Raw genomic sequence first — 13,082 nt, forward strand, 5'->3', positions numbered from 1 at the left:
GGAGTGAACGCACGTGTTGCTGCCGACGGGTTTAGCTATGATTATTGCCGTTCTCACAGGATTCGGAGCCGCCCTGGCCGCCCCTCTGCTCCACCGTTGGCTCCCCCGGTGGACCGGGTTGCTGTGCGCCCTTGTGCCCCTGTTGCTGTTCAGCTATTTCGGTGCTCAGGTCGGGGCAGTGGCCTCAGGGAGGACGGCCCGGGCCGCCTACGAGTGGATTCCGTCCCTGGGGGTTGCTCTTTCCTTCTCCCTTGACGGCCTGAGCCTCCTGTTTGCCCTGATCATCAGCGGCATCGGCGTGCTCGTGATGGCCTACGCCTCCTCGTACTTCCACGGCCATCACCATCTGGGGCGCTTCTACGGCCTGATCCTCGCGTTCATGGCCGCCATGATCGGCACGGTCCTGGCCGGCGATCTGATTACCCTGTTCGTCTTCTGGGAGCTGACTGGCCTCTGCTCCTATCTCCTGATCGGCTTTGACCACGGCCGGGCTGCGGCGCGCAAGGCAGCGCTCCAGGCACTGCTGGTGACCGGTGCCGGCGGGCTGGCGCTTTTGGCCGGGTTCATCCTGCTGGGGCAGGCGGCGGGAAGCACGGACCTGGCCGCGATCTTCCAGGGGGGCGAACTGGTGCGGCACCATGCGCTCTATCTGCCGATCCTTTTCCTGGTTCTGACCGGGGCCTTCACCAAATCGGCCCAGTTTCCCTTCCACTTCTGGCTCCCGGGCGCCATGGAGGCCCCGACGCCGGTCAGCGCCTATCTCCACTCGGCCACCATGGTGAAGCTGGGGATCTATCTCCTGGCACGCCTCTCCCCGGTCTTGGGCGGGACCGATGCCTGGTTCTGGTCGGTGACCCTGGCCGGCGGCGTCACTATGGTGGCTGGCGGAGCCCTGGCCCTGCTCCGGAGCGACCTGAAGCAGGTTCTCGCCTATTCCACCGTGAGCGCCCTGGGGACTCTGACGCTGCTGCTGGGGCTCCATACGCCGGCCGCCGCAACGGCCGCCATGGTCTTTCTCCTGGTCCACGCCCTTTACAAGAGTGCCCTGTTCCTGGCGGCCGGAGCAGTGGATCACGGTGCCGGAACCCGCGACCTGCGGCGGCTCGGCGGACTGGCGCGAACCATGCCCTGGGTCGCCGTCGGGGCGGGGCTCGCGGCCCTCTCCATGGCCGGGGTGCCGCCGCTGGTTGGGTTCATCGCCAAGGAGCTTCTCTACGAGGCCAAGCTCCAGGCGCCCCTGGCGGCAGGATTCGTGACCGTTGCCGGCTTCATCGGCAATGCCTTGACCGTGGCGGTTGCGGTCCTGGTGGGGTATCTCCCCTTCTACGGGCGCGGGGCCGATCCGGAACTGCACCATCACCGGGTGGAGCCGCTCCTCTGGTTTCCCCCCCTGCTGCCGGCCCTGCTGGGCTTTGTGATCGGCATCTTCCCGGGCCTGGCAGGACGATGGCTGCTGGAGCCGGCGGTGGCCGTGGTGCGGGGGGCATCGGTGCCTGTGGAGCTGGCCCTCTGGCACGGGCTGACTCCTGTCCTCCTCCTGGGAGCGGCCACGGTGGCGACCGGCGTCGGCATAGCCTTTGTCCGGGAGACGGTGTTTCGTCGCCTTCCCGCCGGTGACGGCACGGGATGGGGGCCCGAACGGGGCTACGGGCTCTTCCTGAAGGGAATGCTCGCCGTGGCCGAACGGCAGACCCGCATGCTCCAGAACGGCCGGCTCCGCTATTACCTGATGACCGTGGTGGGGACCGCGGTGTTCCTCATGACCGTGGCCATTTTTCGGAGCGGTGAGTTCCCGCGCCAGCTCCCCCGACCGGACGGCGGGCTCCACGAATGGTTCGCCGCCGGCGTCATCATGGCAGGGGCACTGACGGCCGCGACGACCACCTCGCGGCTGGCGGCGGTGGCCGGGCTCGGCGCGGTGGGGTACGGGGTGGCCCTGGTCTATATCCTTTTCGGCGCTCCGGATCTGGCCATGACCCAGTTCTGTATCGAGACCCTGTCCATCGTTCTGTTCGTTCTGGTGCTCTACCGGCTGCCGCGCTTCTCGCTGCTCTCGCGGCCGGCGGGAAGGGTGCGGGATATCCTGGTGGCCTGCTCCATCGGCGGCTTCATGACGGTGCTGGTCCTGCTGGCGGTATCCCAGACCCTGGTCCCCCACATCAGCTCCTATTTCCTGGCGCACAGCCTGCCGGCGGGGCATGGCCGCAACGTGGTCAACGTGATCCTGGTGGATTTCCGGGCACTGGATACCCTGGGGGAGATCACGGTCCTGGCTGTGGCGGCCCTGGGGGTCTACGGCCTCATGAAGGCCCGGGACAGGGAGGAGGGCTAGGCCATGCAGTCACTCTTTCTGGCAACCGCGGTTCGGCTTCTCCTGCCGCTGCTGCTCCTCTTCTCGCTCTTTCTTCTCCTGCGCGGGCACAATGAGCCGGGGGGGGGATTCGTGGGGGGGCTCGTGGCTTCGGCCGCCTTTGTCCTCCACGCCCTGGCCCACGGCGTGGCCGGCGCCCGGCGGGTGCTCCGGGTGGAGCCGCGGCAATTGGTGGCAGTGGGTCTTCTGGCCGCCCTGGTGAGCGGACTCCTCCCCCTGGCCATGGGACTTCCCTTTCTTTCGGGCATCTGGAGCATACTGCCGGTGCCGGTCATCGGTCACGGGGGCACGCCGATCCTGTTCGACACGGGCGTCTATCTGGTGGTGGCGGGGATGGCGCTCATGATCGTGTTCAGCCTGATGGAGGAATAGGTGGAAAGCGTTCTGGCAATCGTCATTGGCGGGCTCTACGCGGCGGGGCTCTACCTCATGGTGCGGCGGAGCATCGTCAAGATGATCTTCGGCCTGGCCCTCCTGGGGAATGCGGCCAACCTCCTCATTTTCACCGTGGGGCGCTTCACCCGCGGGCGGCCCCCCTACGTGCCGGTCGGCGGGCCCGAGCCGATCCCTCCGGTGGCCGACCCGCTGCCCCAGGCCCTGATCCTGACCGCCATCGTCATCGGCTTCGGGGTGCAGGCCTTTGCCCTGGTCCTGATCAAGCGGGTCTACCAGACCGTGGGCACCGACGATCTGGACGAGATGACCACGACCGATACCGATTCACGGAGCAATTGATGAAACTTTTTCTCTTCCTCCCCCTCATCATCCCTCTGGCCACGGCTGTGGCAGGGCTTTTCGCCTGGAACCGGCGGGAGCTCCAACGGTTGTTGGGCGTCTGCGGCACGACGGCGCTCCTGGGGGCGGGGGTGGCGCTCCTCGCGATCGTGCAGCGCCAGGGGGTGGTCAGCGTCCAGGCGGGGAACTGGCCGGCACCCTTCGGCATCACTCTGGTAGCCGATCTCTTCAGCGCCGTCATGGTGGTGGTGGCCGGCGCCATGGGGCTGGCAGTGGCGGTCTATTCCCTGGCGAGCGCCGATATCGAGCACGAATCCCTGGGATACCATCCCCTCATGCAGGTGCTGCTGCTGGGGGTCTGCGGGTCGCTCCTGACCGGGGACCTGTTCAACCTCTACGTCTGGTTCGAGGTGATGCTGATCGCCTCGTTCGTGCTCCTGGCCCTTGGCGGCCGTCGGCAGCAGATGGAGGGGGCAATTAAGTATGTGGCCCTGAACCTGATCGCCTCGGCTTTTTTCCTGGCCGGGATCGGTATCCTCTATGGCGTGGCAGGAACCCTGAACATGGCGGATCTGGCCCGTCAGTTGCGGGCGGTTCCCCACGGCGGCACCGTTCCGGTCATCGCCGCGCTCCTCTTTGCCGCCTTCGGGATCAAATCGGCGGTGTTTCCGCTTTTTTTCTGGCTTCCCGCCTCCTACCACACCCCTCCCGTGGCGGTGACCACCATTTTTTCGGCACTGCTGACCAAGGTGGGGGTCTATGTGCTGGTGCGGATATTCACCCTCATTTTCGTTCAGGAGGCCGAGGCTGGCCGGACCCTGATCCTGGCGGCTGCAGGGCTCACCATGGTGACCGGGGTCCTGGGAGCCGTGGCCCAGCACGAGATGAGGCGCCTGCTCTCGTTCCACATCGTGAGCCAGATCGGCTACCTGGTCATGGGGCTCGGGCTGCTGACGCCCCTGGCCCTGGCCGGGACGGTGTTCTTTATGGTCCACGTCATTGCGGCCAAGTCGGCCCTGTTTCTGGTGGCCGGCATCGTGAAGCGGCTGACCGGCACCACGGAGCTGTCCGAATTGGGCGGACTCTACGAGGGTCGCCCGCTGGTGGCGGGGCTCTTTCTCGTGCCGGCCATGGCACTGGCGGGGATTCCGCCCCTGTCCGGCTTCTGGGCCAAGCTGGCCCTGGTGCGGGCGGGGCTCGGGGAGGGGCGGTACGTGGTGGTGGCAGCGGCCCTGGCGGTGAGTATCCTGACCCTCTTCTCCATGACCAAGATCTGGGCCGAGGCCTTCTGGAAGGATCGCCCCGTGCGAGAGGGGGAGCCCCGTACCCACTACCACCCCCACATTCCGGGCGGGGCACGGCTGCTGCTGGGGGGGCCGGCCATGCTTCTTGCCCTGGCCACGGTGGTCATGGGGGTGGGGGCCGAGCCCCTCTTCCGGCTTTCCCTGACCGCCGCCGACCAGCTGCTCAATCCCGATCTCTACATCGCGGCGGTACTGGGGGGGAAACCGTGACCCCGTTTCTTGCCAACATCCTCCTGGCCCTGGCCTGGATGGCCCTCACCGGCACCTATACGGCCGGCGGGTTTTTCACCGGTGTGCTCGTCGGGTTCCTCGTCCTCTGGATCGCCCGCCGGGGGCGGGGCACGACCGGCTATCTGACCAAAGTGCGGGCTGTTGCGGGCTTCATCGCCTTCTTCTTCCGGGAACTGGTGCTGGCCAACCTGCGGGTGGCCCACGACGTTCTCACGCCACGCCATTATATGACCCCAGGCATCCTTGCGGTCCCCCTGGATGTGGAAAGCGACCTGGAAATTACGGTGCTCGCCACAGTTATCTCCCTCACGCCGGGAAGCCTGAGCCTTCACCTGGCCGACGACCGACGGATTCTCTATGTCCACGCCATGTATGTCGACGACCCGGAGGCCCTGGTGCGGGAGATCAAGGAAGGATTCGAGCGCCGGGTCCGGGAGGTGTTCCGATGACCCTCGACGCATTTGTCCGTTATGTAATCCTTCCCCTGCTCGGCGGAGGGATCGTGCTGGCCTTCGTCAGGCTGGTCAGGGGGCCGAGCCTGCCGGACCGGGTGGTGGCTCTGGACCTGATGGCGACCCTCATCATCGCCCTTTCCGCCGCCTATGCCGTGGCCACCGGCCAGCACGCCTACCTGGACGCGGCCATCGTCCTGGCCCTGATCACCTTCCTGGGGACCGTGGCCTTTGCCTATTACCTGCACAGGAGGGGCGGCGGTGCGTGACACGATCATCGCCATACTTCTGGGAGGGGGGACCTTTTTCTCCGTGGTGGCAGCCATCGGAATCGTACGCTTTCCGGATCTTTACATGCGCCTGTCGGCCGCCACCAAGGCATCCACCCTGGGGGCGAGCCTCATGCTGGCGGGAGCGGGCCTTTTCTTCGACGATGCGGCGGTAACGGGCAAGATCACCGCCATCATAATCTTCATCGTTCTGACGGCGCCGGTAGCAGCGCATATGCTGGGCCGTGCCGCCTATTTCAGCGGGGTTCCCCTCTGGGAGAAAAGCGTTCGGGACGATCTGGCGTCCTCGGGTGAGTGGTGCAACCGGGATGATGACCGGGGCACCACCGGTCCAGCTGAGTCCGGAGCTGATAAAAAGTAAGGAGTTGTCATGGTTTCACTACGATCTCTGCGGTTGTCGCTACGTTTCATCATGCCCCTCGCCATAGCACTGGCAGTGCTGGCCTATTCGGTGGTACCGCTCGTTGACAAGCTCACCCTGCGCTGGTTCATCCGCGACCTCGATATCCGCTCCCGGCTCATCGCGAACGCCCTCCGGGAACCTCTTTCCGAGTTGCTGCCCCGGGCTGACCGGGCAAAGATCAATACCCTCCTGCTGCGGGCCATTCAAGATGAGCGCCTGCTGGCCCTGGGCTACTGCGACGGCAGCGGAACGCTGCGCTACCGCACACCCACCTTTCCGGATTCGCTCGACTGCTCGTCGGCCGTCCGGCCGGAGAGCGGGAGCGAGGGGGCACTCCGCCATCTTCCCCAGGGGGCAGTCCACGTTTCCATCCATCCCATGGGGGCTGAGGGGGGATCGGTGGGCTCCCTGATCCTGGTCCACGACATGAGCTTCGTGGAGCGTCGCAGCGCCGATACGCGCAAGTACGTGATCGTTCTCTTTGCGGTGCTCGGCGTGGTGATCTCCCTCATCACCGTGTTCGTCGCCCACCTGAGCTGGCGCGGCTGGGTGGAGGGGGTCCGCGCCATGCTGCGGGGCGAGGGGATACTCCGGCCGTTCAGTCCGCAGGCACCCAGCTCCGAGCTCCAGCCCCTGGTGGGAGATCTGCGGGCGCTCCTGCGCACCCTTGATGCCGAACGCCGCTTCGCCGACGACGCCACCATCACCTGGAGCCCAGAGGCTCTGCGGACACTTCTGCACAAGCATCTGGTCGGGGAACGGATCCTGGTCGTTTCCAATCGTGAACCCTATATCCATGACAGAAAGGGCGACAGTATCGAGGTCCACCGTCCGGCCAGCGGCCTGGTCACCGCCGTGGAGCCGGTCATGCGGGCCTGCTCGGGAACCTGGATCGCCCATGGCAGCGGCTCAGCCGACCGGGAGACGGTCGACGCCCACGACCGGGTCCGGGTGCCGCCCCACAAGCCCGAATACAACCTGCGGCGGATCTGGCTCACCAAGGAAGAGGAAGAGGGGTACTACTACGGCTTCGCCAACGAAGGGCTCTGGCCCCTCTGCCATATCGCCCACGTGCGCCCGGTGTTCCGCACCAGCGACTGGCAGCAGTACGTCAGGATCAACCAGCGGTTCGCCGACGCCGTGGTCAAGGAGGCGGACAGCGACGATCCGGTGGTGCTGGTGCAGGACTATCACTTCGCGCTCCTGCCCGCGATGATCCGCAAGGCCCTGCCCAAGGCCACCATCATCACCTTCTGGCACATTCCCTGGCCCAACCCGGAGTCGTTCGGCATCTGCCCCTGGCGGGAGGAACTGCTCAAGGGGATGCTGGGGAGCACCATCCTCGGTTTCCACACGCCCTACCACTGCAAGAACTTTCTGGAGACGGTGGACCGTTACCTGGAGACCCGCATCGAGCATGAGTCGTCCACCATCTCCCGGCGGGGCCAATTGACCATGGTTGAGAGTTACCCCATCTCCATCCAGTGGCCGCCGGCATGGCAGGGGACCCTGCCGCCGGTGGACGTGACGCGGAGCGAGATCCTTGGCGAGCTGGGGCTTCCCCCGGATCACCTGATCGGGGTCGGGGTCGACCGGATGGACTATACCAAGGGGATCCCGGAGCGATTCATGGCGGTGGAGCGGCTGTTCGAACTGCACCCCGAACTGGTGGGACGCTTCACCTTTGTCCAGATCGCCGCGCCGAGCCGGTCGGCCCTGGAGGAGTACCAGGCATTCGAGGCGCGGGTCCATTCCCACGCGGAGCGGATCAACGGGCGTTTCAGCCGCGACGGGCGCCCGGCCATCATCCTCAAGGCCGAGCACCACGAACCCGAGCAGGTCAACCGTTACTACCGCGCCGCCGATGTCTGCATGGTCACCAGTCTCCACGACGGCATGAACCTGGTGGCCAAGGAGTACGTGGCGGCCCGGGACGACGAGCGGGGCGCCCTGGTGCTGAGCCAGTTCACCGGTGCGGCCCACGAACTGCACGAGGCCCTGATCGTCAATCCCTACCATGTGGAACAGACCGCCGAGGCCCTTCACCGGGCCCTCACTATGCCCGACTACGAACAGCGTGAGCGGATGCGGAGCATGCGCATGCTGGTGCGCGATTTCAACGTCTACCGCTGGGCCGGCCGGATGCTGCTGGACGCGGCCAGGGTCCGCCAGCGGGAGAAACTGGCCGCCCGGATCGGGGGCGAGTCGTGACCGGGGAGCACGGGATGACCTATCTGTTCAGCCATGCCGGCCGCAGAGATCTGAGGGATTTCATCGACCGGTCCACCCTGTTTGCCTTTGATCTCGACGGCACCCTGGCCCCCATTGTTGCCGACCCGTCACGGATCATGATCCCGCCGGACGTGCACGAGCGCCTGGTCCGCCTGAACGGCATGGCATCCGTTGCCGTCGTTACCGGCCGTGCCCGGGCCGATGCGGCGCGGCACCTCGGCTTCGAGCCCCGCTTCCTGGTGGGAAACCATGGTGCCGAGGGGCTTCCTGGCGCCGATGCCGCGGAACGGGAATTCGTCAGCCTCTGCCGCGGCTGGAGGTCGCAGCTGGAGGAGCTCCTGCCGGAGGGGGAACGCGCCGGCATCACCATGGAGGACAAGGGGGCCACCTTGTCGCTCCATTACCGAAGCGCCCCTGATCGCGAGACAGCTCATCAACGCATCCTGGCTGCCGTCTCGCGGCTGGTGCCCGCGCCCCGGCGGGTATCCGGCAAGGCGGTCGAGAACCTCGTGCCGGCGGCCGCGCCCCACAAGGGGGACGCGCTTCGGCGCATCATGCGCCATCTCGGCAACGCCCGCGCGCTCTTTGCCGGTGACGACGTGACCGACGAGGACGTGTTCCGCCTCGGCGACGAAGCCATCTTCGGGGTTCGGGTCGGGAGCTCTGCCGGCACCGCGGCCCGCTACTTCATCCGGGGACAGGATGAGATGGCCTCTCTGCTTGATGAGGTTCTGGCCACGTTCTGAAAGATTCCCGGTGCACGGGGGCGGTTGCCGGACGCCATCCTCGCCCATGCCCGTGAGAAGTTGAAACCCGTTACGGGATAATTCTGGTAAAGGCATGGTATTTCGAGTTGTTATGAAATAATGCCCACGATCGGCCTGATGGCGATGTATCGTATCGGCACGTCTTTTCATGGCATTCCCGATTTCGGACAAGGAAGGGGAGGGGACGGAATGAAAATTCTCCTTGCATTCGATGGCTCACCCAGCAGCGATGCCGCGGCCCGCGAGGTATGCCGCCGTCCGTGGCCGCCGGGGAGCGAGGTTCGTGTAATCACCGTGCTTTCTCCTGTCGAACCGAACCTGTTGGGCGGGGAGGGCGAGCACGCCACGGCCTTCGACTACATCATCAGTCGCCAGGAGGGTGCCGCAACCAAGCGCTTGAATGCCGTAACTGCTGATGTTGCGCAGCGGGCGCCGGAATTAAGCGTTACCTCGGCACTGCTGGCGGGACGCCCCAAGGACGCCATTCTCACCGAAGCCGAGCGCTGGGGCGCGGACCTGATCGTCGTCGGGGCCCACGGATATGGCATGGTCAGGCGTTTGTTGCTTGGCTCGGTATCCCTGGCCGTTGCACTTCATGCACCCTGCTCCGTGGAGATCGTGCGGGGGGCCTGAAGGAGCCGTACCGCGGATTCAGTGATGCTGCGGCCAGATCCTCCCGCGCCGGACGTCATCGCCGAACAGCCGGATCACGGCTCTGTTGCACATAGATATCACCCAAGGGAGCTTGTTGATGGTCAAAAACCGATCTCTTCTCATTCTTGCCGCCGTGTTCGTGGTCCTTCCCGCCGCGCTGTCGCTGATCACCTTCTACACCGACTGGCTCTTTTTTCGGGAAACCGGTTACACCCAGGTGTTCACGACGGCGCTCACGGCCAAGATCGGGGCCGGGCTCGCCTCCGGGCTCTTCATGTTCGCGTTCACCATGGTCAATCTGCACTTCGCGAACCGGGCCTCTTTCCCCCTCACCCCCCGCGGCGTGTTTTTCGAGGGAGGCAATGTCTACCGCCTCCAGCGCGACGAGATGGCGCAGATGACGAAACCCCTGAGCATCCTGGCCGCCCTTGTCCTGTCGCTTCTTGCCGGCAGGTGGGGCGCCCTGCAGTGGCAGAACCTGCTTTTGTTCACGAACGGCGTCACGGTGGGCACCAGCGATCCGATCATGGGGAAGGATCTGGGGTTCTATCTCTTCAGCCTGCCGCTGCTGGAGCATGTGAAGGGGTTTGTCGCCTTCACGGTGCTCGTCACCGGTGTGGTAGTGGGGGCGGTCTACTTTTTCCGCGGCGGCATCACCCTGTCGGAACGGGGGGCCGATGTGGACGGCGCGGTGAGGCGTCACCTGGCCATTCTGCTTGGGATCTTCTCGCTCACGCTGGCCGCGGGCTTTTACCTGGAAGCCGTGCAACTCCTCCTTGCCGGCGGCAACTCCTTCCACGGCGCCGGTTACGTGGATGTCAACGCCCGGCTTCCGCTCTACCGGATTCTCACCCTGGCCACCCCCCTTGCCGGCGCCGTGGTGTCGTTCGGCATCTGGAAGGGAGCCTGGCGCCCGGCGCTGATCCCGCCGATCATCGTGGCCGCCGTCTACGGCATCGGCATCGTGGGTTATCCGGCCATGCTGCAGAAGTTCAAGGTCGCCCCCAACGAGCTGGCCCTGGAAACCCCCTACATCGCCAATTCCATCCGGTTCACCCGGCTCGGCTACGATCTGGACAAAATCAAAACCGTTCCCTTTGATGTGGAGCTCAATCTTTCGGCCTCCGACATCGCACAGAACGACGCCACCATCAGGAACATCAGGCTGTGGGATCACGGCCCGCTCCTCAAGACCTATAGCCAGTTGCAGCAGATCAGGACCTACTACAAGTTTTTCGACGTGGACAACGACCGGTACCTGGTGAACGGCCAGTACACCCAGGTGATGCTCTCGCCGCGGGAGCTCTCCTACAACGATCTCCCCAGCAGAAACTGGATCAACGAACGGCTCATCTTCACTCACGGCAACAGCCTGGCCGTCGGTCCGGTCAGCAGGATCAGCAAGGAGGGGCTCCCGGAATTCTTCATCAAGGATATCCCGGCGGTCAGCCTGGCCGACATCAGGGTGACGCGACCGGAGATCTACTACGGCGAACTCTCCAACGACTATGTCATCGTCGGGACCAAAGTGCCGGAATTCAGCTACCCGACCGCCACGGGCAACATCAATACGACCTACGGGGGCAAGGGGGGGGTGGCGCTGGACTCGATGCTCCGCAAGGCCCTGTTCGCAGCCCGGTTCAAAACGGAGAAGATCCTCCTCTCGTCCGACATCACCGACCAGAGCCGCATCCTCTACTACCGCACCGTGGGTGAGCGGGTCAAGACGGTGGCCCCCTTTATCCGGTTCGACGGCGACCCCTACCTGGTCGTGGCCGACAACGGCACCCTCAAATGGATCATCGACGGCTATACCCATTCGAGCCGGCTCCCCTATTCGAAACCGCTCAGGGGCGGCATCAACTACATGAGAAACTCGGTGAAGGCGGTGATCGACGCCTACGACGGCACCCTGGACTTCTATATCAGCGATCCCGACGACGTCATGATCAAGGTCTACGCCCGGATCTTCCCGGGACTCTTCAAGCCCCTGTCCGCCATGCCGGCCGACCTGCGGGGGCACATCCGCTACCCCCACCAGTTCCTCCAGGTCCAGGCAGCCATGTTCGCCACCTACCACATGACCGATCCCAAGGTCTTCTACAACCGGGAGAACCTCTGGGAGATCCCCGTACTGGGCGAAGCGCCCATGGAGCCCTACTACACGGTCATGAAGCTGCCGGGGGAGACCCGGGAGGAGTACATCCTGCTCCTGCCCTTCACCCCCTCCAAGCGGGACAATCTGGCCGCCTGGCTCACGGCCCGCTGCGACGGCGAGAACTACGGCAAGCTCCTGGCCTACACCTTCCCCCGGGATCGCCTGATCTACGGGCCCAAGCAGATCGACGCGCGGATCAACCAGGACTCGCACATCTCCCAGCAACTGACCCTCTGGAGCCAGCGCGGCTCCCAGGTCATCCGGGGGAGCATGCTGGTGATCCCCATCGAACAGTCGCTGCTCTACGTGCAGCCCCTGTTCCTGGCCGCGGCGGACAAGGCTGGGTTGCCCGAACTGAGGCGGGTCATCGTTGCCTACGGTGACGAGGTGGTCATGGAGGAGAGCCTGGAACTGGCCCTGCAGCGGATTTTCGGCGGGAAACGGGCGCCGGTGGCCGGCGTTGCGGCAGCCCCTGAGGACGGGAAGTCCTCAACGGGGGATTTGGCCCGGGAGGCCATGAGCATCTTCGAGCGGGCCACCAACCTGCAGCGGCAGGGGGACTGGGCCGGCTACGGCGAGGAGTTGCGGAAGCTGCAGCAGGTATTGAAGCAGCTGGCCCGGTGAAGCCGGCGGGAGAATGACCTGTACAGGTGACGGCCACCGCGCCCACGGAGCGGCACGCGGAGCGATGTGGCGCGGCGGCCGTCACCTGTTTACAATTGAGTAAGCCTGTTCAGACGTGTCGTTTATCCGCCGTCCCGGTGACAAGGCGGCCCGCGACGTAGTCGGCAATGGTTCGGGCCATGGTGTCCGGGCCCATCCTGTCATTGTTGAACAAAAGGTCGTAGAGGCCGGGGTTTGCTTCGTCCTCGAAGAGAAACTCTCTGGTGAAGGTGTCGATCTGGGCCTGCTGCTTTTCAATCAGATCCGCCGCCCTGTCGGGGGGGAGGTTCATCCGTTGGCAGATTGAGCCGATCTTGAACTCCCGGGAGCCGAAGATCCGGAAGTCATAGCAGTGCTCCCGGTGGTGGGTGATGATGGCGCCCCCCAGGCCGACGATGATGACGTTGCCCTGTTCCGCCAGGGAGACGATATGGCTGCAGAGGAGCTCGAAGTATTCGTGGTCGGTCTTCCAGCGCTCGGAGAAGGTGGCCAGAACCTGGGAGAGGATACGGTTCTTGGTCCCCAGGGCCTCCAGAATTTCCCTCGAAACATGGTGGCGCCGTGCCACCTCGTCCAGCACATCCTTATCGACCAGCACCCACTGGTCGCCGGTCTGCTCCGCCATGAGCTTCAGAAGGCGTTCCGCAACGGGGTACCCTTCGCAGCCGAATTCCCGCGACAGGGTGATGCAGGGACGCGGCTTCGGCCCCTTATGCCGCAGGGTGGCCTTTTCCTTCTGGCGCCGGTTGTACTCCTCCAGGGCGCCGATTCTCAAGTCTACGGATGGAATGATCAGGTTTTCGGGCATCGGTTCTCCTCTGA

At 65.0% G+C, this 13,082-nt stretch carries 12 protein-coding genes; 11 read left to right on the forward strand and 1 reads right to left on the reverse strand.

Translation table 11 applies throughout. The features are described 5' to 3' along the window. The first annotated feature begins 37 nt into the window (after nt 1-37). The 11 genes from AABA48_RS03135 to AABA48_RS03185 all read left to right on the forward strand — a co-directional run bounded on the left by AABA48_RS03135 (nt 38) and on the right by AABA48_RS03185 (nt 12,221). Entirely contained in the window at nt 38-2,332 is a 2,295-nt protein-coding gene (locus AABA48_RS03135; protein WP_338271077.1) for a putative monovalent cation/H+ antiporter subunit A, read from the forward strand. Nucleotides 2,333-2,335: 3 nt separating this feature from the next. Next, a complete protein-coding gene (locus AABA48_RS03140) occupies nt 2,336-2,743 on the forward strand; it encodes a Na+/H+ antiporter subunit B (protein ID WP_338271079.1) in 408 nt (135 codons plus the stop codon). Next, the gene (locus tag AABA48_RS03145) at nt 2,744-3,106 is read left to right on the forward strand and encodes a Na+/H+ antiporter subunit C (RefSeq protein WP_338271080.1); all 363 of its coding nucleotides are present in this window, start codon (nt 2,744-2,746) and stop codon (nt 3,104-3,106) included. Continuing rightward, entirely contained in the window at nt 3,106-4,620 is a 1,515-nt protein-coding gene (locus AABA48_RS03150; protein WP_338271082.1) for a Na+/H+ antiporter subunit D, read from the forward strand. Before AABA48_RS03145 ends, AABA48_RS03150 begins: the two co-directional genes overlap by 1 nt. Further along, nucleotides 4,617-5,090, forward strand: coding sequence for a Na+/H+ antiporter subunit E (locus AABA48_RS03155; RefSeq protein WP_286352066.1), 474 nt, complete (start codon nt 4,617-4,619; stop codon nt 5,088-5,090). The genes AABA48_RS03150 and AABA48_RS03155 overlap by 4 nt, the downstream gene beginning before the upstream one ends. Continuing rightward, nucleotides 5,087-5,362 carry a cation:proton antiporter gene (locus AABA48_RS03160; RefSeq protein WP_014551778.1) on the forward strand — a complete coding sequence of 92 codons (276 nt, stop codon included), beginning with the start codon at nt 5,087-5,089 and terminating at the stop codon, nt 5,360-5,362. Before AABA48_RS03155 ends, AABA48_RS03160 begins: the two co-directional genes overlap by 4 nt. After that, the gene (gene mnhG / locus AABA48_RS03165; protein ID WP_338271085.1) at nt 5,355-5,744 is read left to right on the forward strand and encodes a monovalent cation/H(+) antiporter subunit G; all 390 of its coding nucleotides are present in this window, start codon (nt 5,355-5,357) and stop codon (nt 5,742-5,744) included. The genes AABA48_RS03160 and mnhG overlap by 8 nt, the downstream gene beginning before the upstream one ends. A 9-nt stretch (nt 5,745-5,753) precedes the next feature. Then, nucleotides 5,754-7,997, forward strand: coding sequence for an alpha,alpha-trehalose-phosphate synthase (UDP-forming) (locus tag AABA48_RS03170; RefSeq protein WP_324311071.1), 2,244 nt, complete (start codon nt 5,754-5,756; stop codon nt 7,995-7,997). 14 nt (nt 7,998-8,011) lie between these two features. After that, nucleotides 8,012-8,764, forward strand: coding sequence for a trehalose-phosphatase (gene otsB, locus AABA48_RS03175; RefSeq protein ID WP_338271087.1), 753 nt, complete (start codon nt 8,012-8,014; stop codon nt 8,762-8,764). A 210-nt stretch (nt 8,765-8,974) separates the two neighbouring features. Beyond that, on the forward strand, nt 8,975-9,418 hold the full coding sequence (locus AABA48_RS03180; RefSeq protein ID WP_338271088.1) for a universal stress protein: 444 nt from the start codon (nt 8,975-8,977) through the stop codon (nt 9,416-9,418). 118 nt (nt 9,419-9,536) lie between these two features. Next, nucleotides 9,537-12,221, forward strand: coding sequence for a UPF0182 family membrane protein (locus AABA48_RS03185; RefSeq protein ID WP_338271089.1), 2,685 nt, complete (start codon nt 9,537-9,539; stop codon nt 12,219-12,221). A 109-nt stretch (nt 12,222-12,330) separates the two neighbouring features. On the opposite strand, the gene AABA48_RS03190 is transcribed toward AABA48_RS03185, so the two are convergent. Then, nucleotides 12,331-13,068: a cytidylate kinase-like family protein gene (locus AABA48_RS03190; protein WP_286352073.1), complete on the reverse strand. Its 738-nt coding sequence runs from the start codon at nt 13,066-13,068 to the stop codon at nt 12,331-12,333. Nucleotides 13,069-13,082 lie beyond the last annotated feature (14 nt).

It is taken from the genome of Geobacter sp. 60473 (assembly GCF_036323535.1).
In the GTDB taxonomy this organism is placed as follows: domain Bacteria; phylum Desulfobacterota; class Desulfuromonadia; order Geobacterales; family Geobacteraceae; genus Geobacter; species Geobacter sulfurreducens.

Excerpts from the sequence above, each read along its gene's own strand:
- AABA48_RS03160 (WP_014551778.1), top strand. The coding sequence starts at position 5,087 with ATGACCCTCGACGCATTTGTCCGTTATGTAATCCTTCCCCTGCTCGGC.
- otsB (WP_338271087.1), top strand. The coding sequence starts at position 8,012 with ATGACCTATCTGTTCAGCCATGCCGGCCGCAGAGATCTGAGGGATTTC.
- AABA48_RS03135 (WP_338271077.1), top strand. The coding sequence starts at position 38 with ATGATTATTGCCGTTCTCACAGGATTCGGAGCCGCCCTGGCCGCCCCT.
- AABA48_RS03150 (WP_338271082.1), top strand. The coding sequence starts at position 3,106 with ATGAAACTTTTTCTCTTCCTCCCCCTCATCATCCCTCTGGCCACGGCT.
- AABA48_RS03140 (WP_338271079.1), top strand. The coding sequence starts at position 2,336 with ATGCAGTCACTCTTTCTGGCAACCGCGGTTCGGCTTCTCCTGCCGCTG.
- AABA48_RS03170 (WP_324311071.1), top strand. The coding sequence starts at position 5,754 with ATGGTTTCACTACGATCTCTGCGGTTGTCGCTACGTTTCATCATGCCC.
- AABA48_RS03185 (WP_338271089.1), top strand. The coding sequence starts at position 9,537 with ATGGTCAAAAACCGATCTCTTCTCATTCTTGCCGCCGTGTTCGTGGTC.
- AABA48_RS03180 (WP_338271088.1), top strand. The coding sequence starts at position 8,975 with ATGAAAATTCTCCTTGCATTCGATGGCTCACCCAGCAGCGATGCCGCG.
- AABA48_RS03190 (WP_286352073.1), bottom strand. The coding sequence starts at position 13,068 with ATGCCCGAAAACCTGATCATTCCATCCGTAGACTTGAGAATCGGCGCC.